We start from the raw sequence: 25,530 nt of genomic DNA, 5'->3' as shown, positions 1-25,530 counted from the left end.
TTGCGCTCTTCCGCTAATATATGACTTGTTGGTTAATCAGGGATTGGCAACACGGTTGTATATTTTATTTTTTCCATTGCAAAACTGGAGGTTACATCAATTAATCCATGAACACCATTGACCAATTTTTTGTAAAATAGATCATAAGATTTCATATCATGAACTTCGACTTGCATCAGATAGTCATACTCACCGGCCATACGATAAAACACTAAAACCTCAGGTAGTTTTTCTACAAATGAGACAAATTGCGCATACCATTCGCTATTATGTTGTTGGGTTTTAATCATGACAATTACCGTCAGTCCCAATCCCAGTTTTTCGCTATCTAATAGAGTGACTCGTCCTCGAATATATCCTTCGTCTTCTAACCTCTTGAGTCGCTTCCAGCATGGTGTCGAGGTTAAGTTAACCGCTTCTGCTAATGAGTTTAATGATAGGCTGCTGTCATTTTGTAATAAGCAAAGTAGTTTTTTATCTATTTTATCCAGCATGTTTAGCCCCTGAGCGAATCCTGTTATCAGCAAAAGTCTATCATGATGAAATAATAAAGCTGTTATAAATTGCTAGTATTGTAGAATAATTTTGCATAAATAACCGAAACATAGCATAAATTGCTTAGTTTAGAGGTTGAAGGTACAAAAACAGACTGTTCATTCCCCTCTTTGCTCGTTAACATAGAGCTGAATTAATATCCTCATTATTTAATCTTAGGAGAAACTCATGAAACGTGCTGTTGTTGTCTTCAGCGGAGGACAAGACTCAACAACCTGTCTAATTCAAGCACTCAAACATTATGATGAGGTTCATTGTGTCACCTTTGATTATGGTCAGCGCCACCGCTTAGAAATCGACATTGCACAAAAGCTCAGCTTACAATTAGGTGCAAAAGCGCATAAAGTTCTCGACGTCACCCTGCTCAATGAGCTAGCAGTTAGTAGCTTAACCCGTGATAACATCCCAGTTCCAGACTATGAAGAGAGCGAAGCCAGCGGGTTACCAAGTACTTTTGTACCCGGACGTAATATTCTATTCCTAACACTCGCCGCTATCTATGCATACCAAGTACAGGCCGAAGCTGTGATCACTGGGGTCTGTGAAACCGACTTTTCAGGTTACCCTGATTGCCGCGATGAGTTTGTCAAAGCACTCAATCATGCAGTTAGTCTAGGCCTAGCAAAAGACGTTCGTTTCGAAACACCTCTTATGTGGTTAGACAAAGCGCAAACCTGGGCTCTTGCTGATTACTTTGGGCACCTTGAGACTATCCGCACTCAAACTCTCACTTGCTACAATGGTATTCCAGGTGATGGCTGTTCCGAATGCGCCGCCTGCCATTTACGCAGCAAAGGCTTGAATTATTATCTCAATAATAAACAAGCCGTTATGGATTCATTACTCAAAAAACTCAACGCAACGAAGTAATTCTAAAAGCCAACCATGGTTAGAGTTTCCTGGTTGGTTAGAGTTTCCTGGTTGGCTATACTTCTAATTTGCCTATACTTCGATAAACGTATCTGTTTTGTTTTTCAGCGATTCAATTTTTTCTCGGAGTTCATCCTCGATCACCATAGCTTTATTGACTTTGCCATCAATAAAGACAAACGTGACGTACGCATCGGATACCACTTCATCAACACCATTACGATGGCGAATAATTTGTTGGTAGCAAACAGCACTCTTCACTCCAATTTTATCCATTCGTGAATGGACGGTTAGCTCATCGCCCAACCCAACGGCTTGTAAATAGTTAACATTAATATTCACCGCCGCCATAACTATTCTATGCTGGATAGCCCATTCAATAAGATTAGCTTTACCCATCCAATCCCATCTATCCGCTTCATAGAACTCTAAGTACCGAGCATTATTGACATGCTGAAAGACATCAATGTGATAACCGAGTACTTTTATGTGTATTGCCATAACTACTCCGACCAGATGAATTGTTTAATAACATAAAAATAACAAATATTTGAAAGAGCTGCTTAAAAAATATTACTTATCAGACTTAGCTCTCATATTCGTGCTTTAAATTAAATTAAATAGCATAAATATTACCCATAATTTGTTTTTAACCTCATAACGCTAATTTCTATTTCCTAAAAAATAGCCCACGTTGAAAGTGGGCTATTTTGCTTATAGGACAAGTTTATTACGATTTTTCTCTAAAAATGCAGGCCCAATGCCCTGCACTTCAAGGATATTTTCAACAGTATTAAAAGCGCCGTATTTTTCTCGGTATTCCACAATAGCCTGAGCTTTCTGTTTACCAATCCCATTGAGTTTTCTAGCTAATTCCTCAGCAGTGGCTTGATTAATATTCACTTGGTCAGAGGATGTTAAACTCGCCACATTTTTTACTTCATCACTATTTTGAGGCTGCACAATCGCCGCTACAGATTTTTCAGTTTCTGCTTTCTTGACTGCTGCAAATGCCGATAAAGGGCATAACATTGCTACCATTAACGCTGTCCCTAATCCTTGTTTAATACTTTTATTCCATTTCATCATTGTTCTCCTATGTGTGTTGAAACATCACAATGCCAGAGAATTTTTTCAAAAACTTTTCTTCGGTTTATATAATGCGAAAGGCCACCCAATGGGTGGCCTTCAGTTACAGATATTACAACCTTAGTTGCGAAACGCTTCGCAATTATTCCATGCAAATAACTTATTCTAAGCTTTGCACTTCAATTTTTGCATTCGCGCGTAAATTCAGCATTAACGCTTCATTCACCGCAGAGCTCATTGCACCACGATATTCGTTAGATAACTGGCTCAGCTCATCAGCAGTTGGCTGACCTAAAGTCACTTTATCTAATTGTACAATTAGCAGATTATCTTTTTGGTCATAAGCGATTGCGTAAGTTGGTTTACCGTCAGTTGGCGGTGTCATTTTCATCGCAACGCCAGTCACATCAGTTGCAGGAGCAAGGAATGAAACTGTTTGAACAGCACCAAATTGGGTGTCTGCCTCTTTCAATGCTTCATCACCTTTACCCGCTTGTAACTCTGCCAGTAATTTCTCACCATTCGCTTTTAATTGGGCAGACGCTTTCTGACGCTTAACTAATGCTTCAATATCCGCTTTTACTGTTTCGAATGGCTCTGTTGATTCAGCTTTATAGTCAGTCACACGCAGGACAAACGCACGATCCCCTTCAACGTTGATCACGTCAGAGTTGATACCTGTTGTACCTTTTTTATCGACTAAACGGTCGCTGAATACTTCGTTAACGACTTTCGGGAAATTCAGTTGTGCCGGTGGGTTTTGACGATCAAACCAGCCCGTAGTCACAACTTTCAAGCCAGAAATGCTTTCAACTGATGCTAATGACTCATTGTCATTAGTCGCAGCTTCACTCACTTTCTGTTGTAAATCGTAAAATTGTTTAACGCTTTTATCTTGGACTACGCTAGTTTCAATACTTGATTTAACGTCATCAAAAGACTTAATCGATTCTGGCTTAACATCATCCAAACGGAATAAGACATAATTATCTTGGACTTTGATCGGTGCAGAAACTTGGCCTTTCTCGGTTAAATTCGCACTGATGATTTCGCTTGGTGTAGAAGTTGCTTCCATCCAACCAATCACGCCTTTGTTACCTGCACTGAATTTATCTGTGGATTTTTCGGTAGCTAAAGTTGCGAAATCAGCGCCGCCTTTCAGCTCAGCTTCTAAAGCTTGTGCATCTTTTTCTGATGCAACTTGAATCATGCTATACAGCTTTTGTTCCGCTTTCGTGAAATTCTTCAGGTTTTCATCGTAGTAAGCTTTCACTTCTTCAGCCGTCACAGATGCTTTAGGCATAGATGCCGCATCCATTTCTACATAGCTTACTTGAACTTGTTCAGGTGAAATGAAACTGTTTTGATTTGCCGCGTAATACGCTTTTAATTCATCTTCAGAAACGGTTTGTTTAGCTTCTAGCGCAGCTAATGACAAGTTTGCTGTACGAACTTCACGCTCCTGCATAAACAGTTCTGCATACGCTTTTACTTCTGAAGGCAGGGCAAATTCTGTTCCGGTGAACGATTTACCTAATTGCGCACGAACTAAATCTTGGCGAATTTGTGCCGCAAAATCATCGGCATTAATATTGTAACGTTTTAAAATTTCGCGGTATTTTTCGCTATCAAAATTCCCATTTGTTTGGAAAACTTGCATAGCAAAAATAGCTTGCTCAATTTGTTGGTCGCTAGCAGAGAGTTGTAATTCATTAGCGTATTGGTTAATCAATTGATTATTGATTAAGTTATTCAAAGCTTGGGTACGCAGCTCTTTCATGTAGTTGTCATTACTCGCAACTTCAGAGAATTTATCTCCTAAGTATTCTTGTAATGACTGACGCTCTTGCTGGAAAGCTTGCTGTAATTGTTCCTTGCTTATTGGCTGTCCATTGACTTCAGCAGCATTATTACTTGAGCCACCAATCACATAGCCAGCAACACCTGTCAGCACGAATGACAAGATAATAATAGCTAACAACACTTTAATAAAAGGACTGTTCGCCTTCGTGCGTAGATCTTCCATCATAAAAAGGCTTAACTCCGCTTTGCTTTGTTGAATTTCTTAATATTACGCTAATTTTAACTCAGATAGAAAAAAAAGCGCACCATTTCCATGGCGCGCTTATATATTAGCTGATTAAAGACATTACGTCAGTTTGAGTTTTCGCAAAAATGCGTGAAAGACGAAACTAAACTCAATTAACCGTTAACAGCGTCTTTAAGACCTTTGCCTGCACGGAATGCAGGAACTTTTGCCGCAGCGATTTTAATTTCTTTACCTGTCTGCGGATTACGACCTGTACGTGCTGCGCGTTGACGTACATTAAAAGTACCAAAACCAACTAAAGTAACATCATCACCTTTGCTCAGAGACTTCGTTACAGAAGCAACGAAAGCGTCGACTACGCGACCTGCTGCGGCTTTAGAAATATTCGCTTCTGCAGCGATTTTTTCAATCAGTTGAGACTTATTCACTATTATCATCCCCATATTAGTTTTGACTTTATCGGTTAATTAACCAACTACAGTATAGTTAACATTACTAAGTATAGTTAATTAATGATGCAGCCGTTATATCAATCCTGAATATTAATGGCAAGAAAACAGATAGCACGCTAACCATTATCAGAATCTTCGCTAAAGTAGCGACGAAAAAAAAGGCTGACAAGCCCTAAATTAGCTGTCAGCCTTAATTTTATACAAACTTCTTGATTCAGCTCACTCTTTTAGCTTTCTTTTGGACCACTTCAGCCCCAAAAGGAGGATTGACTAATGCTAATGAAAGAACTTCTTCAATTGTCTTAACAGGATGGATTTGCAAATCAGCAATCACATTCTGAGGGATTTCTTCTAAATCACGTTTGTTATCATCAGGGATAAGAACCGTTTTAATACCACCACGATGCGCTGCCAGTAATTTTTCTTTCAGCCCACCAATTGGTAATACTAACCCACGTAACGTAATTTCACCGGTCATCGCCACATCCGCTTTTACAGGGTTACCTGTTAAGCAAGAAACCAGTGCCGTTGACATTGCAATACCCGCACTTGGGCCATCTTTCGGTGTTGCGCCTTCAGGTACGTGAACGTGAATATCACGTTTTTCATAGAAGTCACCGTTAATACCCAGTTTTTCTGCACGAGCGCGTACCACAGTCAATGCTGTTTGAATTGACTCTTGCATCACTTCACCCAGAGAACCGGTGTAAGTTAACTTACCTTTACCCGGTACACAGGCAGTTTCGATGGTAAGTAAATCACCACCAACTTCTGTCCATGCTAAGCCAGTAACTTGCCCTACACGGTTTTCGGTATCAGCATGACCGTAGTCAAAGCGACGAACACCTAGGTAATCTTTCAGATTGTCAGCAGTGATCTCAATATGCTTCAGCTTTTTATCCATCAACAACGCTTTCACTGCTTTACGGCATAATTTAGAAATTTCACGCTCTAAACCACGCACGCCAGCTTCACGAGTGTAATAGCGAATGATGCTCATAATTGCGCTATCATCGATAGATAACTCACCTTTTTTCAAGGCATTACGCTCGATTTGCTTAGATAATAAATGTCTCTTAGCAATATTCAGTTTTTCGTCTTCGGTATAACCAGACAGACGGATCACTTCCATACGATCTAATAATGGTGCAGGGATATTCATCGAGTTCGATGTTGCCACAAACATTACGTCAGACAAGTCATAATCAACTTCCAGATAATGGTCGTTGAATGCAACGTTTTGTTCTGGATCTAACACTTCTAACAGTGCTGATGCAGGATCCCCACGCATGTCTGAAGACATTTTGTCGATTTCATCCAGTAAAAACAGTGGGTTTTTAACCCCAACTTTTGCCATTTTCTGGATAAGTTTACCCGGCATTGAACCAATATAAGTACGGCGGTGACCACGGATTTCCGCTTCGTCACGCACCCCACCCAGAGCCATACGGGTGTATTCACGCCCTGTCGCTTTCGCGATAGATTGTCCCAGAGACGTTTTACCAACCCCTGGAGGCCCTACTAAGCATAAGATAGGCCCTTTGATTTTACTGACACGGCTTTGAACCGCGAGGTATTCAAGGATGCGATCTTTAACGCGCTCTAAGCCATAATGGTCTGTGTCGAGCACTTCTTGCGCTTTCACTAAATCTTTTTTGACTTTGCTGCGCTTATGCCACGGAACCTGAACCATCCAGTCAATGTAGCTACGAACTACAGTCGCTTCCGCTGACATTGGAGACATCATTTTCAGCTTCTGCAATTCCGCTTCGGCTTTTTCTTGTGCCTCTTTTGGCATTTTCGCTTCTTCGATTTTGCGTTTCAGCGACTCGTTTTCATCTGGAGCATCATCCATTTCGCCGAGTTCTTTTTGAATGGCTTTCATTTGCTCATTCAAATAGTACTCGCGCTGGCTTTTTTCCATCTGTTTTTTCACGCGGTTACGAATGCGTTTTTCAACTTGCAGCAACTCAGTTTCTGATTCCATCATTGCCATCAGGAACTCAACACGCTCAGCAATGTTTGCCATTTCTAAAACGCGCTGTTTGTCTGCCAGTTTTAACGGCATGTGTGAAGCAATCGTATCAGCCAGTTTATCTAGCTGGTCTTGCTCAATCGCATGCAGTGAAGTCAGAACTTCAGGTGGGATTTTTTTGTTCAGTTTGATGTAGCTTTCGAACTGGCTAACAATCGTGCGATATAATACTTCTTGCTCTTTTTCGTCAACCAATTCCGCAGTGCTTGGCACTTTTGATGCGTCATCGTAAATAGCCGCTTTCGCACCATCGTTCGCCAGATATTCAGCTTGTGCTAAGAAATACTCGCCGTTATCAGTCAGGCTAGTAATACGAGCACGGCGCAGTCCTTCAACTAGCACTTTAACAGTACCGTCAGGTAGTTTCAGCATCTGAATCACAGATGCAATTGTCCCAACAGTAAATAAATCATTCACCCCAGGTTCATCGGTTGAGGCTTCTTTTTGCGCAACCAGCATCACTTGCTTATCATGATCCATTGCTGCTTCCAGACTGTGAATGGATTTTTCACGTCCAACAAACAGTGGGATCACCATATGTGGGTATACCACTACATCACGCAGAGGCAATACTGGTATTTCAATGCGTTCGGAACGCTCTGGATTCATAAAGCTCTCTCTTCGTTTAGCACACGCCAGTTAAGGGTTTCTGCTTATAACAGAAAAAATTCTTGTAAAACACTGTGATATAAACAGCGCTATTTCAAAATAAGGAAACCACAACTAAGAATATAAACTATATGGGGACAAGATTTTAGCATTCAATGGTTAGTTAAACATAAAAAACAAAATGAGGGTTACCCCTCATTTTGTTTGATTACTTATTGAACACAGACGAGAAGTTAATTATCGCCAGAGGCTTGGGCATCCGGTTTGCTGTAGATTAACAGCGGTTCTGACTGTTCATTAATCACATTTTCATCTACAACCACTTTTTCAACATCACTCATTGAAGGTAGATCGTACATGGTATTAAGTAGAGCTGCTTCGACGATTGAACGTAAGCCACGAGCACCTGTTTTACGTGCCATCGCTTTTTTCGCTATCGCCGTTAATGCTTCTTCACGAAACTCTAATTCAGTGCCTTCAAGGTTAAACAGAGCTTGATACTGTTTAGTTAATGCGTTTTTCGGCTCTTTTAAGATCTGAATCAGTGCTTCTTCACTCAGTTCAGTCAATGTGGCAACCACAGGTAGACGACCGATAAATTCAGGGATCAAACCAAATTTAATGAGATCTTCAGGCTCCGCTTGAGTGAGTAATTCACCTTCTGTTGCCTTCTCTGATTCACCTTTAACCTGCGCCGCAAAGCCAATACCTGAACGAGTATTCAGACGTTGGCCAATAACTTTATCCAACCCTGCAAATGCACCACCACAGATAAACAGAATTTTCGAGGTATCAACCTGTAAAAACTCTTGCTGTGGATGCTTACGACCACCTTGCGGCGGAACCGCAGCTACAGTACCTTCAATCAGTTTCAGTAATGCTTGCTGCACTCCCTCACCTGATACGTCACGCGTGATGGATGGGTTATCGGACTTACGAGAAATTTTATCAATTTCATCGATATAGACGATACCACGTTGAGCTTTCTCAACATCATAGTCGCATTTTTGTAGTAGCTTCTGGATGATGTTTTCAACGTCTTCACCCACATAACCCGCTTCAGTTAATGTGGTCGCATCCGCCATAGTGAATGGCACATCTAAATAGCGAGCTAACGTTTCCGCTAATAACGTTTTACCACTACCCGTCGGGCCAATTAGCAGAATATTACTTTTGCCTAATTCAACACCATCGCTGGTTTTATCGCCGTTACGTAGACGTTTGTAGTGGTTATAAACAGCAACTGCTAACACTTTTTTCGCTTTTTCTTGACCAATAACGTAGTCGTCAAGATGCTGTCTGATTTCGTGGGGAGTTGGCAATTCACTACGCTCACGATGCGGAGCCAGTTCTTTGATCTCTTCACGGATGATGTCGAGGCATAAATCCACACATTCATCACAAATATAGACTGACGGACCGGCAATCAGCTTACGCACTTCATGCTGACTTTTTCCGCAGAAAGAACAGTACAGTAATTTACCTGCCCCCTCTTTGCGTTTATCTGTCATCAGTAGACCTCACTTATATTTATAATGCCTTGTTTTATCTAACTCTCGTAGAAAAACAAGGCAAGAAATTATCAAAACCTTTAGGATATAAATTAATTATATCAAAATATTCGCAAATTAACGGCTGGTATAAATATGATCAACTAGACCATATTCTTTGGCTTCATTTGCTGATAAGAAACGGTCACGCTCTGTGTCGCGACTAATTTCTTCGATGGATTTCCCAGTATGTTGGGCCATCAATTCATTCATACGCGATTTCACTTTCAAAATTTCTTGAGCGTGAATTTCAATGTCTGTCGCTTGTCCTTGATAGCCACCTAACGGTTGGTGGATCATGACGCGAGAGTTTGGTAAGCAGAAACGTTTACCTTTTGTACCTGCGGTTAATAAAAACGCACCCATTGAGCACGCTTGTCCCATACAGATAGTGCTCACATCAGGTTTAATAAATTGCATGGTGTCATAGATTGACATTCCTGCAGTGATCACTCCGCCTGGTGAGTTGATATAAAGTTGAATATCTTTTTCTGGGTTTTCTGCTTCAAGAAATAGCATTTGAGCGACAATTAAGTTCGCCATATGATCTTCCACCTGACCTGTCAGGAAGATAATACGTTCTTTTAATAGACGTGAATAAATATCATATGAGCGCTCACCTCGAGAGGTTTGCTCGATAACCATTGGCACAAGTGCCATTTGGGATGCTAACTGCTCCTGACCGCCAAAATGTGACATCGAAATCTCCTATTAAAAACTTTCTGGTGCTTGCGCCTAATTTGCTGTCTGTCCGCCATTTTGGGCAGGGATTGTGCTACAAACAATATTTCTAAAAAAACACTCTATCGAAGTTAGTTGTGTCTGCTTGCTCATGCTCTTCGCTTACTTCATTATTTTAGTCACTTTTTTAAATTTTGGTTAAAAAGTAGCTAAAGAATTAAGCCAGAATACAGTTGGAAACACTGTGATAGGCAAGACGCTCTGTTAAAGAGTTTAACACAAGTCTATCTAGTTACACGGTTTTATACTGTCGAAAAATGTGTTCCACACAAAAATCCCATCATCATCCAGCGAACGATATCTTGATAACTCTTATTATAATTAGGGTTTAAATGTAATTTTCAAGATGATTTGTACAAAGTCTAAATATTACGACGCTAATTGACAAAAAACCCGCAGTGAAACACCACGGGTTTTGCTTTGTACTTCTAAAAAGAAGAGTACTGCTAAAAAGAAAAATTAACCAGCTTGAACTTGGTTCATCAGCTCAGTGAAGTTAGTTTCTTTTTCAGTTACTTTAGCCGCTGCCAGAATAGTTTCTACAGCTTGCTCTTCTAACGCTAAGTTACGAACACTGTTCATCAGCTCTTCATTTTTGCTGTAGTATTCGATAACTTCTGATGGATCTTCGTAAGCAGATGCCATGTCTTCGATCAGCGCTTTAACGCGATCTTCGTCAGCTTTCAGCTCGTTAGTACGGATAACTTCGCCTAACAGCAGACCCACAACTACGCGACGTTTAGCTTGTTCTTCGAACAGTTCACGCGGTAATTCCATCGCTTGTTTTTCGTTGCCACCAAAGCGCTGTGCAGCTTGACGACGCAGAACATCGATCTCACCATCAATAACTGCTGCTGGGACTTCGATTTCGTTAGCGTTAACCAGACCATCCAGAACTTGTGCTTTAACACGGTTACGAACTGCATTTTTCAGCTCACGTTCCATGTTTTTACGAACTTCTGCACGCAGACCGTCTACTGAACCGTCAGCAATACCGAAACGCTTAACGAATTCTTCAGTAAATTCTGGCAGTTCACGTTGTTCAACTTTCTTCAGAACGATAGCAAACTTAGCCGCTTTACCTTTCAGGTTTTCTGCATGGTAATCTTCTGGGAAGTTAACTTCGATATCGAATTCTTCACCTGCTTTATGACCAACAACGCCTTCTTCGAAGCCTGGGATCATACGACCTTCGCCCATAACCAGTGCGAAGTCTTCAGCTTTACCACCTTCAAACTCTTCACCGTCGATAGAACCTGTGAAGTTAATAGTGATACGTGAATCAGCAGCCGCTGCATCTTCAACTTCTTTCCACTGTGCTTGTTGCTTACGCAGAGTTTCCAGCATGTCGTTGAGGTCTTCGTCTTTCACGGTTACAGCTGGTTTTTCAACTTCGATAGTTTCAAAACCTTTTAATTCGATTTCTGGGTATACTTCGAACTCAACCGCGTAAACGAAGTCTTTACCGTCTTCGAACATTTCTGGCTTGTAGCTTGGCGCGCCAGCTGGGTTGATTTTTTGTTCAATGATTGCATTGATAAAGTTACGTTGCATAACATCGCCCAGAACGTCTTGCATTACAGACGCACCGTAACGTTGTTTAACGATGTGCATTGGTACTTTTCCTTTACGGAAACCATCAACACGGACTTTCTTAGCAACGTTAACCAGCTCGCTATTCAGCGCTTTTTCAATATCAGTGGCAGGAACGGTGATTGTTACACGACGCCCAAGGCCTTGAGTCGTTTCAACAGAAACTTGCATCTTCTTACCTCAAAATAAATCTTAGTGATCGGTCTACTCCAGAGTTATGCCATTAAATCATAACGGCAATCTCCCTTCCAGAACCGGGGGCGTTACTTTCATAACGGTCATCCCTGATATCAGAAGCGTCCCGAAACCTTACTGAAAATTAGACGCAGCATTATACCGATGCATGCGCTCTGAGTCGAGAAAAGCCGATAAAAGAAGCGATCATTCCTCTTTATTTGTGACTTTTCTGACTAAAAATTCATTTTTCTCTCTCAAATCGAGGAAAAAACGCTCACTTACAGCAACTCGATAAACACACTATTGATATGTCATCAAGACGTTTGATTAGCGATTCACACCACCAACACCACGACAAGCTGGTGATTTTAGCGCTGTACTCACTAATTCACCCCACTCTTTCGGAGTGTAAGTGTGTAAGGCTAAAGCATGGATCCCACCTGCAAGCTCGTCAGCCAAAATAGCATAGATTTCACGATGACGACCAATCATACGTTTGTTTTCAAATTTATCACTGACTAAAACCACTTTGAAATGGCTCTCTGAACCGGGTAACACATTATGTTGATGACTTTCATTAATCACCTCCATATGTTCAGGTTCAAATGCAGACTGTAGCTTTTCACTCACGCGAGACTGCATAGTTCGTGGCATATTGGCGTCCATAGAGACTCCTAAATTAATTAAAAAATGCTAAAGCACATTTGAAAAAAATCACCCAATCACGCTGCTGGCAACTATCTTCTTATTATAGAAATAGCGGATAATAGCATCTACATTGTTGAAACTGTGGTTTGGGAATGCAAAATGTTCATCGACTGCACATTTATGCGAATTTTTTCTCAAACTGTTGTCTAATAGTGTGAGTTATTGCACCCCGAACCATAACGGAACATTTTCAATTAGGAAAGATGAACTGGGAAGAATTATGTTAAGAAAACTGTGTTTTCCACTATTTGCGTTATTTCTATTAGCGGGCTGTACTGCGCCGTCTAATACGCTGTCCCTTGAACCTAAAATTGCATTACCAGCTAAAAACCCGACGCTCAATGCGACTTCAATTAGCGTAAGTAGCGTTGATAACCGTACAAATCGCTCATTGGCTGAAATTAATCGAAACGGTACTTTAGAGGTGCTTAATCCCTCTCGCGATCCTCGTTATCTAATGCAAGAAGCCGTAGAAAAGCAGATGGCCGCTCGTGGTTTCATGGTGACTTCTCCCGCCAATATCAACTTAGTGGTTCAATTAAACAAATTGAGCACGCAAGTGAGCGAAGGAAGTTTACGCCATAATATTACGGTTAATTCCAGCGTTGTCGTTAATGCTACCGCGCCAAATGGCTCAACCAAAAGCCGGACCTATAGCCGTAATTACAATACCCAAGGAGCATTAGCTGCAACCAATGAAAAAATTGCTGCGGCGATTAACCTTGCTTTAAGTGATTTAATTTCAGATATGGCGAAAGACCAAGAACTGGCCGATTTTATCAGACAAAATTCACGATATTAATCGCGCATCAAGGCTGATTTCATACTAGTATCAGTCTGGTTCATCGAAGGCTGCAAAAAATAGTCTGCTTTCTCCTACTAACCCAAGTTATTTCTAGCTTGGGTTGTTTTATCTTTCTACTGCGCCATTCTTCGCGCAACGTAATACACCAACATCAGGCGATGAGGGAATAATGCCACGTTTGACACTACCCAGATTTACACTGCCCAATAATGTTACCTTAATTTTATTGGGATTCGTCTCAGGGTTGCCCTTGGCATTAACCGCTGGAACATTACAAGCTTGGTTAACCGTTGAAAAAATTGACATCAAAACTATCGGTTTCTTTTCTCTCGTCGGTCAGGCCTACGTTTTAAAATTTCTATGGTCCCCTATGATGGATCGCTATACTCCTTCATTTTTAGGGCGTCGCAGAGGGTGGTTATTAACAACGCAAATTTTGCTTGTTATTAGCATTGCAGGCATGAGCTTTATGAACCCGTCGGAACATCTTTGGTGGCTAGCTGCGCTAGCGGTCACTGTAGCATTCTGTTCCGCATCCCAAGATATTGTCTTTGATGCCTATAAAACAGATTTACTCAGCGCAGAAGAGCGCGGTATTGGTGCAGCAACATCTGTCATGGGCTACCGTATCAGTATGTTGGTTTCTGGGGGATTAGCACTTTGGTTAGCTGATAAATTTCTTACTTGGCAACAGCTTTACTTAGTCATGGCTGCTCTGATGTTTATTGGGGTCTTCGCTACCCTATTCGCAAAAGAGCCCCAGGAAAACACCGCCCCACCGACTTCGTTAAAAGATGCTATTTATGAGCCACTTGCCGAATTTTTTAGCCGAAATAATGCATGGCTGATTTTGTTGCTTCTCATCTTTTATAAGATGGGTGATGCGTTTGTTATGGCGCTAAATACTAACTTTTTACTCAATGCTCTTGGCTTCAGTTTAAGCGAAGTGGGTACAGTAAATAAAACAGTTGGTATGGCGGCTACAATCATCGGAGCCCTATTTGGGGGTTATCTGATGAAAAATATGAGCCTATTTAGAGCATTGCTCGTCTTCGGCGTACTCCAAGGTGGTTCGAATATTGGCTACTGGTTCCTCGCAGTAACACCGCCAAATATTATCAGTATGGGGTCCATTATATTCCTCGAAAATATCTTTTCAGGAATGGGAACTGCGGCATTTGTCGCCTTATTAATGACCTTATGTAATAAGTCTTTATCGGCCACTCAATTTGCCTTGCTTTCAGCATTATCCGCTGTAGGTCGTGTCTATATCGGTCCCGTTGCAAGTATTTTTGTCAGTACCTACGGTTGGCCAATGTTCTACTTAATTTCCATCGGCGTTGCAGTACCGGGGGTTTTATTGTTACTCGCTTGCCGAACTTCGTTGTTATACACCCAAGATACGGGAGAGTTTCAACGCAGAGAGTTTTTCCCTCGAGAATATAAAATCGCGGTTTATGCGCTAATGGCAGCAGCATCTATATTAGCGGTTTGGTTAATTAGTTTACTAATCACATCATTTGCAGGGGTGAAAGTTTACTTATTTACTTCCCATATATCCCTGTGGTTAGCGCTCCCTTCTTATCAGAATCTCATATTTAACATAGGTATAGCCATTGGAGCTATCAGCCTTATTGTAGGTGGAACCCTAGACTTTCTCGCTGTCCGTAAAGCCATGAAACATAAACCTTCCTGATGCTTTTGATTGATTTACACTCTATTTAGCCCGTAACTCCCCAAGTTAAACTAATTAATTTGGGGAATCTCTCCTTTTTCCGCAAATTAGATCTCTCTAGCAAATATCGCTTAAAGATTGATAAAAGCGTGATTGCGATCACTCATTCTCTGAAAGATATTTTTTAATTACAAATTGAAAGCTTAATATCTCACATGTTTGAGGATGGTTAGTTGACAAGCTAAAAATTTGCGTAGCAACTAATTTTTATTAATACATAAACGAAAATAATGTCTTATGAAAAAAACACTACTCTGTGCTGCTGCTCTAGCATCATTGGCAGGAACCGCAAATGCTGAAAATTTTCTTGGGTATCAGAATGGTTTCGCAGATATCAACGTGAACTATCTCGACTGGTCCCGTCATACAGAAAATAAATCTAAAAATACAACCCATAAGGAAGATTTTGCTTACTTCGAATTAGAAGGTGGCGCTAATTTCAAATGGGGTGAGCTGTATGGTTTCTTTGATGTTGAAAATCCATTGAATAAACAGCATGAAGATCCGGGCAAAAACCAGCGTTATACGCTGAAAACAACAGCTCGCGTCTATATCGCAGATACTGGATTCAACTTATACGGCCACGTTTATGGTACTTGGTCTTTACCGGGTGACAAACATGGCGGCAACTTCCACGAAGTCAACACACTGTATGGTATCGGCTATAACACCTCGATTGGTGATCTGTGGTTCAAACCTTTCGTTGCATTGCACTATGTTGACCAAACCTATTATTCCGGTAATAACGGCTATGTGGTTGGTTGGGTTGCGGGTTACAACTTCAAAATGTTCCAAGAAGATTTCATGATCACTAACTGGCATGAAATGGAATTTGCACGTCATGAACGTTATGGTAACGGTGGTCGTGATGGCGTGAACGGCGCATTAGCTTTCTGGTGGAACGCGACGCCACATTTAGCTGCTGGTGTTCAATATCGTTATGCTGACAATAAATTAGGTGATGACTTCTACCAAGATGCGATCATTTATACATTAAAGTATAACTTCTAGTGACTAAGGAAATATTGTTTATTTTTTTAACATATTTCCTTTAGTTTCAAAAATATAACAATTTTTCTTTATTATTTTGCCGGTAAAGTCATCAATTTCACTTTATCGGCAATATAATCAGTAATTTCCCCTACTTAATTTCTTAACAATCCAAGCAGTTTCCATATTTTTTTGTCAATTTTGTATATATTTTTCTTTGAAAAATGACCAAGATAATTTAGTATTCATACTGTTTTATCAAAACATACCTATAATCAGCAGCAATTTTAACCTTTTAGAAGCAAAAGCTTTACATGTGATCATATTAACATAAAAAGCTAACATTTCCGTTTCTTTACCTTACAATCATTTACACTCGCACAACCTTACCGTAAAATGCCCGCACTGATGAAACGACAATTAGATTCTTGTCATTTGGGGTCGTGGATGAGACTTATGAACTACAAAAAAAGCATTGGAGCAATCTCACTAGTTGCAGCAGCCTTATTATTAGGCGGTTGTGATATGGTGTTGATGGATCCGAAAGGCGCCGTTGGCGTAAAACAAAAAGAGCTGATTCTTATTGCAATCGGCTTGATGCTCCTTGTTGTGATTCCTGTTATTTTTATGGCGTTTATCTTCGCTGTAAAATATCGTGAGTCCAATAAGTCAGCTACCTACCGTCCTAACTGGGCTCACTCTAACAAAATTGAGTTAGTCTGCTGGACAGTTCCTATCATTATTATCATTATTCTGGGTGCTATCACTTGGAAGACGACTCATGAGCTGGACCCGTATCAGCCATTAGTTAGTGATCAGGAACCTGTTACCATTCAAGTTATTTCAGCTGACTGGAAATGGATCTTTATCTATCCAGATCAAGGCATCGCCACAGTCAACGAAATCGCATTCCCTGTAGGTGTTCCTGTAAACTTCAAAATCACGTCTGATTCTGTGATGAACTCATTCTTCATCCCATCTTTAGGTGGACAGATCTACGCGATGGCGGGTATGCAGACAAAACTTCACTTAATCGCTAACGAACCAGGTACCTATAAAGGCTTCTCAGCAAGCTATAGTGGCCACGGCTTCTCAGATATGAAGTTTAACGCTATTGCTACAGCGGATCGTCAAGGCTTCGATGAATGGGTACAGAAAGTAAAAGCATCGCCAAAAACTATGGACACGATGCAGGCATTTGACGAAGTTGCTAAACCTAGCACTAACGTTCCTGTTACCTACTTCTCTAGCGTGAAACCTAAACTTTATGAAGACATCATTATGAAGTTTGGTCATGAGCACCATAAAGGTCACGCTCCTGTAGATGCTAATAATGAAGCAAATCATTCTATGCATATGAGCACAACTGCTCAGGCGCAAGAATCTACAGGTCATTCAATGCATATGAGCCATAACGCTCAAGCAGGCGCTGAGGAATAAGGGCATGTTTGGAAAATTAACACTGGACGCAGTTCCACTTCATGAACCGATTATCGTTGTCACACTGATTGCCATTGTCCTTGGTGGGCTTGGCTTAGTCGGTTTGATTTCATACTTCGGTAAATGGAAATGGTTGTGGAAAGAGTGGTTAACGTCTGTTGACCACAAAAAAATTGGTGTCATGTACATCATCGTCGCAATTGTCATGCTGTTCCGTGGCTTTGCTGATGCAATCATGATGCGTGGTCAGCAAGTGCTGGCTTCCGCGGGTCAAGAAGGTTTCTTAAACCCTCACCACTATGATCAAATCTTTACAGCACACGGCGTTATCATGATTTTCTTCATGGCGACTCCATTTGTTGTTGGTCTGATGAACTTAGTTGTTCCTCTGCAAATTGGTGCCCGTGACGTTGCATTCCCATTCCTTAACTCTTTGAGCTTCTGGTTCTTCGTAGTGGGTGTTGTATTAATCAACATCTCATTAGGGGTAGGTGAATTCGCACAAACTGGTTGGTTAGCATATCCACCACTGTCAGGTTTGGAGTACAACCCTGGGGTTGGGGTCGATTACTGGCTTTGGAGTCTCCAGATATCCGGTATCGGGACACTCTTAACCGGTGTTAACTTTATTGCGACTATTATCCGTATGCGTGCACCGGGTATGTCGATGATGAAAATGCCTGTGTTTAGCTGGACTGCGCTTTGTACCAACGTTCTGATTGTTGCTGCATTCCCAATCTTGACTGTAACACTCACCCTGCTGACTTTAGACCGTTATTTAGGTACCCATTTCTTCACAAATGATATGGGTGGCAACATGATGATGTACATCAACCTAATTTGGGCTTGGGGTCATCCAGAAGTTTATATCCTGATTCTTCCCGTGTTTGGTGTTTTCTCAGAAGTTGCTGCGACATTCTCCAAAAAACGTCTGTTCGGTTATACCTCTTTGGTATGGGCGACCATCGTGATTACCGTGATGTCATTCGTTGTTTGGTTACACCACTTCTTCACCATGGGTTCTGGTGCAAACGTCAACGCCTTCTTTGGTATCGCCACCATGATTATCTCTATCCCTACAGGGGTTAAGATTTTCAACTGGCTGTTCACTATGTACCAAGGTCGTATCGAACTTAAATCACCAATGTTATGGACTATCGGCTTTATCATCACGTTCTCTGTTGGTGGTATGACAGGTGTTCTATTAGCGGTTCCTGGTGCTAACTTCGTTCTGCATAACAGCTTGTTCCTGATTGCTCACTTCCATAACGTTATTATCGGTGGTGTGGTATTCGGATGCTTCGCAGGTATGACCTACTGGTTCCCTAAAGCTTACGGCTTCACGCTGAATGAGAAATGGGGTGTCCGCGCCTTCTGGTTCTGGATTACCGGTTTCTTCTTAGCATTCATGCCGTTATATATCCTAGGCTTTATGGGTATGACCCGTCGTTTGAGCCAGAATATCGACCCTGCTTACCACGGAATGTTAGTGGCAGCTGCATTCGGTGCTGGTCTGATTGCACTGGGTATTGCTTGCCAAGTTATCCAAATTATCGTCAGTATCCGCGACCGTCATGAAAACCGTGATTTAACCGGTGACCCATGGGGTGGACGTACTCTTGAGTGGTCAACTTCTTCTCCAGCGCCATTCTACAACTTCGCGATTGAACCACCAGTTCAAACTCGTGATGCTTGGTGGGATATGAAAGAGAAAGGTATCGCTCATAAGAAACCAGCCTCATATGAAGAAATTCATATGCCAAAAAATACAGGCGCTGGCGTGATTATCGCTGGATTTAGCTTGATTCTTGGTTTCGCAATGATCTGGCACATCTGGTGGCTCGCAATTGTTGGTTTCGGTGGAATGATCGTAACTTGGATTGCAAAAAGCTTCGACGAAGATGTTGATTACTACGTACCTGTGGCTGAAATCGAGCAAATCGAGAATAAGCACTTTGAAGAATTGCGTAAGGCAGGTGTGAACGATGTCAACTAATACAATGACTAACCATAATACAGCCCATGCAGAGCATGGGCACCATGATGCAGGCGGGACTAAAGTCTTTGGTTTCTGGCTGTATATCATGAGCGACTTAATTCTGTTCGCTTGTTTATTTGCGACCTATGTTGTTCTTGCTGATGGAACTGCTGGCGGCCCTGCAGGTAAAGATATCTTCAGTCTTAAGTTCGTATTAGGCGAAACTTTCCTACTGTTAGTCAGTAGTATTACCTACGGTTTCGCAATGATTGCCATGTATAAAGGTAAAATTGCATCAGTCAACCTATGGTTGTTTGCGACTTTCCTATTAGGTCTAGGCTTCGTAACCATGGAAGTTTATGAGTTCCATGAACTCATCGCTGAAGGTTTCGGTCCTGATCGCAGTGGCTTTTTATCTGGTTTCTTTGCTTTAGTTGCAACACACGGTCTGCACGTAACTGCTGGTTTAGTTTGGATTATTATCATGATGATCCAAATTTCTCGCCGTGGTCTAACTGAGGTGAACAAAACACGTCTGAGCTGCCTGAGCTTATTCTGGCACTTCTTAGATGTGGTTTGGATCTGTGTATTTACCGTTGTTTATCTGCTGGGGGCAATTTAAATGAGTCATGCAAAAGATGCTCATACTGGAGCAAGCCACGGTAGCGTTAAAACATACATGATTGGTTTTATTCTGTCAGTTATCCTGACGGTAATTCCTTTCTGGATGGTGATGAATGGAACGGCTTCACAAGGTGTTATTCTAGCAACTGTTGTTGGAATGGCTGTAGTACAAATCCTTGTACACTTAGTCTGTTTCTTACACATGAATACATCATCAGATGAGCGCTGGAACCTCGTAGCATTCTTGTTCACTATGCTAATCGTCGGTATCGTTGTTATTGGCTCTCTGTGGATTATGTACAACCTGAACATCAATATGATGCTCGACTAAAGAGTTGCCGATATGTTTAAGCAATACCTGCAAGTGACCAAACCAGGAATTATTTTCGGAAATCTGATTTCTGTGATCGGCGGTTTTCTACTGGCCTCAAAAGGGTCGATTGATTACCCGCTGTTTATTGCGACTTTGCTGGGTGTATCATTGGTCGTTGCCTCTGGTTGTGTTTTTAACAACTACATCGACCGTGATATTGACCGTATCATGGAAAGAACCAAGAATCGCCCTTTAGTTAAAGGGCTGATTGACCCGAAAGTTAGCCTGATTTACGCAACTGCATTGGGTGTTGCTGGTATGGTACTGCTACTCGTAGCTGCCAATGCACTGGCAATGCTCCTTGCACTTATTGGCTTCATTGTTTATGTGGGCTTATATAGCCTGTACATGAAGCGTAAGTCAGTATATGGCACGTTGATTGGCAGCCTATCTGGCGCAGCGCCACCAGTTATTGGCTACTGCGCTGTCACAAATGAATTTGACGCTGGAGCCTTAATCCTGCTGTTAATCTTCAGCTTGTGGCAGATGCCGCACTCATATGCCATAGCAATTTTCCGCTTTAAGGATTATAAAGCCGCAAACATTCCAGTGTTACCGGTGATCAAGGGTATATCTGTCGCTAAGACTCATATCTTCTTGTATATCCTTGCATTTATGGTCGCAACATTAATGTTAGCGATTAGCGGATACGCAGGCTATAAATATCTGATTGTCGGCGCTGCGGTTAGCTTATGGTGGCTTGGTATGGCAATTTCTGGTTTCAAAACCGAAAATGACGACCGAGTTTGGGCGCGCAAACTGTTCATCTTTTCCATTGTGGCGATTACCTCGCTGAGTGTGATGATGTCAGTTGACCCAACCGTTACAAGCGATACTGTTATAGCGTTAGTCCGATAATTTATTGCATTATTGACAATAAATGCGTTCAAACGGCGGGGAGTGCAAACTTCCCGCCGTTTTTCTTTGTCTGCGAATATTTTTGTGATGATTTTTATGGTTAAATAGCCGCCTGCTATCAATAAGCCAGTATTGCCATATAGAAAAACCACTTAACTTATTGATTTTAAATTGAATTAACACCAGCACCGCTACAACCCGAAATAAGAAGAATAATTTAAGCTCATTGAAATTTAATACTCAAAATAGTTCGAGTTGTAGCTAGGCGGCAAGTGAAGCTAATCCCTAGGAACGTAGATAACTACGTGACTAGGGTTAGTGAACGTAGCCAACACCGCTACAGCTCGAAATATGAAGAGTATTGGCGGCAAGTGAAACTAATCCCAAGGAGCATACATAAGTATGTGACCTGAGTTAGTGAGCGCTGCCAACACAGCTACAACCCGGAATATGAAGATTCGAATACTCAAAATAGTTCGTGTTGTAGCAAGGCGGCAAGTGATACTAATCTCTGGGAGCATACACTAGTATGTGACCTGAGTTGGTGAGCGCTGCCAACACAGCTACAACCCGGAATATGAAGATTCGAATACTCAAAATAGTTCGTGTTGTAGCAAGGCGGCAAGTGATACTAATCTCTGGGAGCATACACTAGTATGTGACCTGAGTTGGTGAGCGCTGCCAACACAGCTACAACCCGAAATATGAAGAGTATTTATGAACGATAATAAAATGACAGCTATAGAACTCCGTGCCACTTGGGGACTAGGGTCCGTATTCTCCCTTCGCATGCTCGGCATGTTTATGGTGCTCCCAATCCTCACCAGTTATGGAATGCACTTACAGGGCGCTAACGAGTTTTTGATTGGTTTGGCAATTGGTATTTATGGGCTTAGCCAAGCTGTTTTTCAAATCCCTTTTGGTTTAATGTCTGATCGCATTGGTCGTAAACCACTGATTATTTTTGGGTTACTGATTTTTATTGTGGGCAGCTCCATTGCCGCATTAAGCGATTCTATTTGGGGCATTATTATTGGTCGAGCTTTACAGGGCGCTGGTGCTATCTCTGCTGCCGTTATGGCTTTATTATCGGATTTGACTCGCGAACAAAATCGTACAAAAGCGATGGCATTTTTGGGTATTAGCTTTGGCGTAACATTTGCTATTGCCTTAGTTTTAGGACCTATTGTGACCCATGCCGTTGGTTTAAGCGGTTTATTCTGGGGGATCACCTTATTAGCCGTTGGCGCTATTTTCATTACCCTCTTTGTGGTACCCAATAACACTCACCATGTTGTAAACCGTGAATCTGCTTTTGTTAAAAGCAATTTAAAAGCCGTTTTACTTAATCCCCAACTTCTCAAACTGAATGTCGGGATTTTAAGCCTGCATACTCTGCTAATGTCCAGCTTTGTCGCCCTACCCTTGATCATGACCGATGCAGGTTACTTGGCAAAAGATCACTGGAAAGCGTATTTAGTCACCATGTTAGCCGCCTTTGTTTGCGTACTTCCTTTTATTATTTACGCGGAAAAACAACGCAAAATGAAGCAGGTTTTCCTGTTCTGTATTTTGCTCTTAGCGGCTGCGGAAATTGTTTTATGGCAATCAGGTCAACAGCTTTGGATTATCTTCTTAGGGATCCAACTGTTCTTTATTGCATTTAACGTGATGGAAGCCATTTTACCGTCCCTGATCAGTAAAGAAGCCCCTGCCGGATACAAAGGAACGGCTATGGGTGTCTACTCCACCAGCCAATTTCTAGGGGTAGCATTAGGCGGAATTCTGGGAGGCTGGTTGTATAAATTTGAAGGGGCCAGCACCGTATTTATCGGCGGATTACTACTTTGTGTTATCTGGTTTGTTATCAGCTTAACCATGAAACAACCGCCTTACGTCAGTAGTATTCGCATGGTTCTCCCACATCGCTTTAAAAATATCACCAAACTTCAAGAACAATTAAAAGCCATGAACGGTGTACTTGATGTAGTTGTGGTTGCTGAAGAGATGAGTATTTATATCAAGATTGATAAAAAAGTGGTTAACCGAGCAGAGCTTGAAGCCATTGTTCACGCTTAATCACACGTAAATCTTATAAATAACAAATAGCCCGCAATTAGCAGGCTATTTTCAATAACTAAAACACACTTATCAATTAGTCGCGGAAGTTATTGAACTGGAATGGTTGGCCTAAATTGCCGCCACGGACTAATGCCATAACAGCTTGTAAATCATCTCGCGCCTTACCTGTTACACGCACTTGTTCACCTTGAATTTGTGCCTGTACCTTCAACTTGCTGTCTTTAATCAGTTTAACAACTTTCTTCGCCATACTCGCTTCAATGCCTTGTTTTAAAGTCACTTCCACGCTGTACGTTTTACCACTATGTACAATCTCTTCGGGGACATTCAGCACTGCGCCATCAATTCCCCGTTTCGCCATTTTCTCTCTTAAAATATCCACTAATTGCAAAACTTGGAAATCTGACTCACTGGTCATTTTAATAGACTCATTTTTATCATTCAGTTCAAAGCTTGCAGTGATATTTTTAAAATCCCAACGGGTGGTCAGTTCGCGCTGAGCATTTTCTACCGCGTTTCGTACTTCGCTCATTTCAACTTCAGATACAATATCAAATGATGGCATTTTAAGGCTCTCCTATAATCAATCGGCTTATAATAGCTTATTTGCCCATGACACTCCATGTTGTCAGATTGACTCACTGGTATAATATAACGCATCATTTCGATGTTGCTTTAAAATCGCTATGATGGTGTTAAGTCATAAACTCAACGACGCTAGAATAGTAGGGAAAACTGATGAAAATAACCCTGATTGGCTGTGGCGCTATTGGTAAACTTTGGCTAGCCTCTCTCACTTCGCAAGGACACGATGTTCAAGGATGGTTGCGAGTTGCTCAATCCGACTTATTCGTTGATGTTAATGGACCCGACGATAAAATTTTCCGTGAATTAATTCCTTGCAATAATCATCAGCATCTACACACAAGTGAATTAGTGATCGTCTGTTTGAAAGCATGGCAAGTTTCAGATGCCTTATTGCCCCTGTTGCCCATTATTCCTGAAACTAGTCCAATTCTCTTACTGCATAACGGATTAGGCACGTTGGAAGAATTAGGTACATTGCGCCATCCATTTTTGAGCGGGGTCACAACTCATGCGGCATGGCAAGATAATAATCAAGTTTTTCATTCCGCCAACGGAGTCACCCACATTGGTGCGGTAAATTCACAAGCAGAAGCCTATTATCCTATCGCAAATATTTTGCATGAAGCGCTACCCGATGTGGCTTGGCATAATCAAATTCTCAATACGAGTTGGCGAAAATTAGTTGCTAACTGTGTAATTAACCCCCTCACGACTGAATATAATTGTGCTAATGGAGAATTAATCCACTACCCTGAGCAGATCACAGAACTGATTGATGAATGTTGCCAAGTCATGGAGATGGAAGGAGTTCACACTGACAAAGCAGAGCTGACTGAATATATCTATAGCATCATTCATAATACTTCCGACAATTATTCATCCATGCTACAAGATATTCGACACCATCGGCGCACCGAAATTGACTATATTACTGGATTCTTAATCATAAAAGCGCGAGCTCATGGCTTATCCACTCCTGAGAATGACCGTTTGTACCACTTAATTAAAAATAGAGAACAACGTTATGAAAACCTCCGTGCTGATATGCATCGCCAATGGTAGTGAAGAAATCGAAACTGTCACAACCGCCGATTTACTGGTTCGTGCAGGAATTCAGGTGACATTAGCCAGTGTGACGGAAGACGGAACGTTAGAAATAACAGCATCCCGCGGTATTAAGCTGATTGCAGACGTGCCAATCATCCAGGTTGCAGATGAACCTTTTGACGCCATCATTTTACCAGGTGGACTTGCTGGCGCAGAAGCTTTTCGTGATAGTCCATTAGTGGTTGAAAAAGTCAGACGCATGCACCTAGACGGTAAAATTGTGGCTGCAATTTGTGCCGCACCAGCATTAGTATTGGAACACCACCAGCTATTCCCACTCGGAAATATGACTGGTTTTCCAAGCATGCAGGACAAAATTCCCGCCCATAAATGGGTCGATAAGCGCGTCTACTTTGATGAGCGAGTGAATTTACTGACTAGCCAAGGCCCTGCAACAGCCTTTGACTTTGCTCTGAAATTGATTGAATTATTGCAGGGACGAAAAATAGCCGCCAATGTCGCCTCACAGCTAGTTTTACCACCGGGCATTAATGATTATCTGGAAGACTAAAAACAAAAAA

At 41.6% G+C, this 25,530-nt stretch carries 23 protein-coding genes; 12 read left to right on the top strand and 11 right to left on the bottom strand.

Annotated elements, in window-relative coordinates:
- Positions 1-32: 32 nt before the first annotated feature.
- The gene (locus tag LDO73_RS03595) at positions 33-494 is read right to left on the bottom strand and encodes an Lrp/AsnC family transcriptional regulator (protein WP_224060227.1); all 462 of its coding nucleotides are present in this window, start codon (positions 492-494) and stop codon (positions 33-35) included.
- A gap of 229 nt (positions 495-723) precedes the next feature.
- Here LDO73_RS03595 and queC point away from each other — a divergent pair, with 229 nt between their 5' ends.
- Positions 724-1,425, top strand: coding sequence for a 7-cyano-7-deazaguanine synthase QueC (gene queC, locus LDO73_RS03590; RefSeq protein WP_224060226.1), 702 nt, complete (start codon positions 724-726; stop codon positions 1,423-1,425).
- Between the two features lie 72 nt (positions 1,426-1,497).
- Here queC and LDO73_RS03585 read toward each other — a convergent pair whose 3' ends face one another.
- The 9 genes from LDO73_RS03585 to bolA form a co-directional block, all read right to left on the bottom strand.
- The gene (locus LDO73_RS03585; RefSeq protein WP_224060225.1) at positions 1,498-1,926 is read right to left on the bottom strand and encodes an acyl-CoA thioesterase; all 429 of its coding nucleotides are present in this window, start codon (positions 1,924-1,926) and stop codon (positions 1,498-1,500) included.
- A gap of 213 nt (positions 1,927-2,139) precedes the next feature.
- A complete protein-coding gene (locus LDO73_RS03580) occupies positions 2,140-2,511 on the bottom strand; it encodes a ComEA family DNA-binding protein (RefSeq protein ID WP_224061127.1) in 372 nt (123 codons plus the stop codon).
- A 163-nt stretch (positions 2,512-2,674) separates the two neighbouring features.
- Positions 2,675-4,543: a peptidylprolyl isomerase gene (ppiD, locus tag LDO73_RS03575; RefSeq protein ID WP_224060224.1), complete on the bottom strand. Its 1,869-nt coding sequence runs from the start codon at positions 4,541-4,543 to the stop codon at positions 2,675-2,677.
- Positions 4,544-4,716: 173 nt separating this feature from the next.
- A complete protein-coding gene (gene hupB, locus LDO73_RS03570) occupies positions 4,717-4,992 on the bottom strand; it encodes a nucleoid-associated protein HU-beta (RefSeq protein WP_181478026.1) in 276 nt (91 codons plus the stop codon).
- 238 nt (positions 4,993-5,230) lie between these two features.
- Positions 5,231-7,660 carry an endopeptidase La gene (lon, locus tag LDO73_RS03565; protein ID WP_224060223.1) on the bottom strand — a complete coding sequence of 810 codons (2,430 nt, stop codon included), beginning with the start codon at positions 7,658-7,660 and terminating at the stop codon, positions 5,231-5,233.
- 233 nt (positions 7,661-7,893) lie between these two features.
- On the bottom strand, positions 7,894-9,171 hold the full coding sequence (gene clpX / locus LDO73_RS03560) for an ATP-dependent protease ATP-binding subunit ClpX (protein WP_006657220.1): 1,278 nt from the start codon (positions 9,169-9,171) through the stop codon (positions 7,894-7,896).
- A 117-nt stretch (positions 9,172-9,288) separates the two neighbouring features.
- Complete coding sequence (clpP, locus tag LDO73_RS03555) at positions 9,289-9,909, bottom strand: ATP-dependent Clp endopeptidase proteolytic subunit ClpP (RefSeq protein WP_006657219.1); 621 nt, start codon at positions 9,907-9,909, stop codon at positions 9,289-9,291.
- A gap of 501 nt (positions 9,910-10,410) precedes the next feature.
- A complete protein-coding gene (gene tig / locus LDO73_RS03550) occupies positions 10,411-11,715 on the bottom strand; it encodes a trigger factor (protein WP_224060222.1) in 1,305 nt (434 codons plus the stop codon).
- A gap of 333 nt (positions 11,716-12,048) precedes the next feature.
- Complete coding sequence (bolA, locus tag LDO73_RS03545) at positions 12,049-12,387, bottom strand: transcriptional regulator BolA (RefSeq protein ID WP_224060221.1); 339 nt, start codon at positions 12,385-12,387, stop codon at positions 12,049-12,051.
- A 262-nt stretch (positions 12,388-12,649) separates the two neighbouring features.
- Between bolA and LDO73_RS03540 the strand changes: the two genes are divergently transcribed.
- The 9 genes from LDO73_RS03540 (at position 12,650) to LDO73_RS03500 (ending at position 23,311) form a co-directional block, all read left to right on the top strand.
- On the top strand, positions 12,650-13,231 hold the full coding sequence (locus tag LDO73_RS03540) for a YajG family lipoprotein (RefSeq protein ID WP_224060220.1): 582 nt from the start codon (positions 12,650-12,652) through the stop codon (positions 13,229-13,231).
- A 172-nt stretch (positions 13,232-13,403) separates the two neighbouring features.
- Positions 13,404-14,930, top strand: a complete 1,527-nt coding sequence (ampG, locus tag LDO73_RS03535) for a muropeptide MFS transporter AmpG (RefSeq protein WP_224060219.1) — start codon at positions 13,404-13,406, stop codon at positions 14,928-14,930.
- A 276-nt stretch (positions 14,931-15,206) separates the two neighbouring features.
- Positions 15,207-15,980, top strand: coding sequence for an outer membrane protein OmpK (locus LDO73_RS03530; protein WP_224060218.1), 774 nt, complete (start codon positions 15,207-15,209; stop codon positions 15,978-15,980).
- Positions 15,981-16,406: 426 nt separating this feature from the next.
- Positions 16,407-17,399: a cytochrome o ubiquinol oxidase subunit II gene (gene cyoA, locus LDO73_RS03525; RefSeq protein WP_224060217.1), complete on the top strand. Its 993-nt coding sequence runs from the start codon at positions 16,407-16,409 to the stop codon at positions 17,397-17,399.
- A gap of 4 nt (positions 17,400-17,403) precedes the next feature.
- Positions 17,404-19,395 (top strand): cytochrome o ubiquinol oxidase subunit I, encoded by a 1,992-nt coding sequence (cyoB, locus tag LDO73_RS03520; protein ID WP_224060216.1) that lies wholly within the window; start codon positions 17,404-17,406, stop codon positions 19,393-19,395.
- Positions 19,385-19,999 (top strand): cytochrome o ubiquinol oxidase subunit III, encoded by a 615-nt coding sequence (locus tag LDO73_RS03515; protein WP_224060215.1) that lies wholly within the window; start codon positions 19,385-19,387, stop codon positions 19,997-19,999. Before cyoB ends, LDO73_RS03515 begins: the two co-directional genes overlap by 11 nt.
- Positions 20,000-20,332, top strand: a complete 333-nt coding sequence (locus LDO73_RS03510; protein ID WP_224060214.1) for a cytochrome o ubiquinol oxidase subunit IV — start codon at positions 20,000-20,002, stop codon at positions 20,330-20,332. It begins immediately after the preceding gene.
- A gap of 12 nt (positions 20,333-20,344) precedes the next feature.
- Complete coding sequence (gene cyoE / locus LDO73_RS03505; protein WP_224060213.1) at positions 20,345-21,232, top strand: heme o synthase; 888 nt, start codon at positions 20,345-20,347, stop codon at positions 21,230-21,232.
- Positions 21,233-21,949: 717 nt separating this feature from the next.
- Positions 21,950-23,311 carry an MFS transporter gene (locus LDO73_RS03500; protein ID WP_224060212.1) on the top strand — a complete coding sequence of 454 codons (1,362 nt, stop codon included), beginning with the start codon at positions 21,950-21,952 and terminating at the stop codon, positions 23,309-23,311.
- 76 nt (positions 23,312-23,387) lie between these two features.
- Here LDO73_RS03500 and LDO73_RS03495 read toward each other — a convergent pair whose 3' ends face one another.
- Positions 23,388-23,879 carry a YajQ family cyclic di-GMP-binding protein gene (locus LDO73_RS03495; protein WP_224060211.1) on the bottom strand — a complete coding sequence of 164 codons (492 nt, stop codon included), beginning with the start codon at positions 23,877-23,879 and terminating at the stop codon, positions 23,388-23,390.
- A 173-nt stretch (positions 23,880-24,052) separates the two neighbouring features.
- Here LDO73_RS03495 and panE point away from each other — a divergent pair, with 173 nt between their 5' ends.
- Together panE and yajL are read left to right on the top strand one after the other, a co-directional pair.
- The gene (gene panE, locus LDO73_RS03490) at positions 24,053-24,964 is read left to right on the top strand and encodes a 2-dehydropantoate 2-reductase (RefSeq protein ID WP_224060210.1); all 912 of its coding nucleotides are present in this window, start codon (positions 24,053-24,055) and stop codon (positions 24,962-24,964) included.
- A complete protein-coding gene (gene yajL, locus LDO73_RS03485) occupies positions 24,927-25,520 on the top strand; it encodes a protein deglycase YajL (protein ID WP_224060209.1) in 594 nt (197 codons plus the stop codon). Before panE ends, yajL begins: the two co-directional genes overlap by 38 nt.
- Positions 25,521-25,530 lie beyond the last annotated feature (10 nt).

This window comes from Providencia alcalifaciens, assembly GCF_915403165.1.
GTDB classification, from domain to species: Bacteria; Pseudomonadota; Gammaproteobacteria; order Enterobacterales; family Enterobacteriaceae; genus Providencia; species Providencia alcalifaciens_C.
Note: the sequence above shows the minus strand (reverse complement) of the source record. Positions and strands in the feature narration are given on the sequence as shown.

What these genes read in the sequence shown, in the direction of transcription:
- LDO73_RS03595 (WP_224060227.1), bottom strand. Translation starts at nt 494, where the DNA reads ATGCTGGATAAAATAGATAAAAAACTACTTTGCTTATTACAAAATGAC.
- queC (WP_224060226.1), top strand. Translation starts at nt 724, where the DNA reads ATGAAACGTGCTGTTGTTGTCTTCAGCGGAGGACAAGACTCAACAACC.
- LDO73_RS03585 (WP_224060225.1), bottom strand. Translation starts at nt 1,926, where the DNA reads ATGGCAATACACATAAAAGTACTCGGTTATCACATTGATGTCTTTCAG.
- LDO73_RS03580 (WP_224061127.1), bottom strand. Translation starts at nt 2,511, where the DNA reads ATGAAATGGAATAAAAGTATTAAACAAGGATTAGGGACAGCGTTAATG.
- ppiD (WP_224060224.1), bottom strand. Translation starts at nt 4,543, where the DNA reads ATGATGGAAGATCTACGCACGAAGGCGAACAGTCCTTTTATTAAAGTG.
- lon (WP_224060223.1), bottom strand. Translation starts at nt 7,660, where the DNA reads ATGAATCCAGAGCGTTCCGAACGCATTGAAATACCAGTATTGCCTCTG.
- clpX (WP_006657220.1), bottom strand. Translation starts at nt 9,171, where the DNA reads ATGACAGATAAACGCAAAGAGGGGGCAGGTAAATTACTGTACTGTTCT.
- clpP (WP_006657219.1), bottom strand. Translation starts at nt 9,909, where the DNA reads ATGTCACATTTTGGCGGTCAGGAGCAGTTAGCATCCCAAATGGCACTT.
- tig (WP_224060222.1), bottom strand. Translation starts at nt 11,715, where the DNA reads ATGCAAGTTTCTGTTGAAACGACTCAAGGCCTTGGGCGTCGTGTAACA.
- bolA (WP_224060221.1), bottom strand. Translation starts at nt 12,387, where the DNA reads ATGGACGCCAATATGCCACGAACTATGCAGTCTCGCGTGAGTGAAAAG.
- LDO73_RS03540 (WP_224060220.1), top strand. Translation starts at nt 12,650, where the DNA reads ATGTTAAGAAAACTGTGTTTTCCACTATTTGCGTTATTTCTATTAGCG.
- ampG (WP_224060219.1), top strand. Translation starts at nt 13,404, where the DNA reads ATGCCACGTTTGACACTACCCAGATTTACACTGCCCAATAATGTTACC.
- LDO73_RS03530 (WP_224060218.1), top strand. Translation starts at nt 15,207, where the DNA reads ATGAAAAAAACACTACTCTGTGCTGCTGCTCTAGCATCATTGGCAGGA.
- cyoA (WP_224060217.1), top strand. Translation starts at nt 16,407, where the DNA reads ATGAGACTTATGAACTACAAAAAAAGCATTGGAGCAATCTCACTAGTT.
- cyoB (WP_224060216.1), top strand. Translation starts at nt 17,404, where the DNA reads ATGTTTGGAAAATTAACACTGGACGCAGTTCCACTTCATGAACCGATT.
- LDO73_RS03515 (WP_224060215.1), top strand. Translation starts at nt 19,385, where the DNA reads ATGTCAACTAATACAATGACTAACCATAATACAGCCCATGCAGAGCAT.
- LDO73_RS03510 (WP_224060214.1), top strand. Translation starts at nt 20,000, where the DNA reads ATGAGTCATGCAAAAGATGCTCATACTGGAGCAAGCCACGGTAGCGTT.
- cyoE (WP_224060213.1), top strand. Translation starts at nt 20,345, where the DNA reads ATGTTTAAGCAATACCTGCAAGTGACCAAACCAGGAATTATTTTCGGA.
- LDO73_RS03500 (WP_224060212.1), top strand. Translation starts at nt 21,950, where the DNA reads ATGAACGATAATAAAATGACAGCTATAGAACTCCGTGCCACTTGGGGA.
- LDO73_RS03495 (WP_224060211.1), bottom strand. Translation starts at nt 23,879, where the DNA reads ATGCCATCATTTGATATTGTATCTGAAGTTGAAATGAGCGAAGTACGA.
- panE (WP_224060210.1), top strand. Translation starts at nt 24,053, where the DNA reads ATGAAAATAACCCTGATTGGCTGTGGCGCTATTGGTAAACTTTGGCTA.
- yajL (WP_224060209.1), top strand. Translation starts at nt 24,927, where the DNA reads ATGAAAACCTCCGTGCTGATATGCATCGCCAATGGTAGTGAAGAAATC.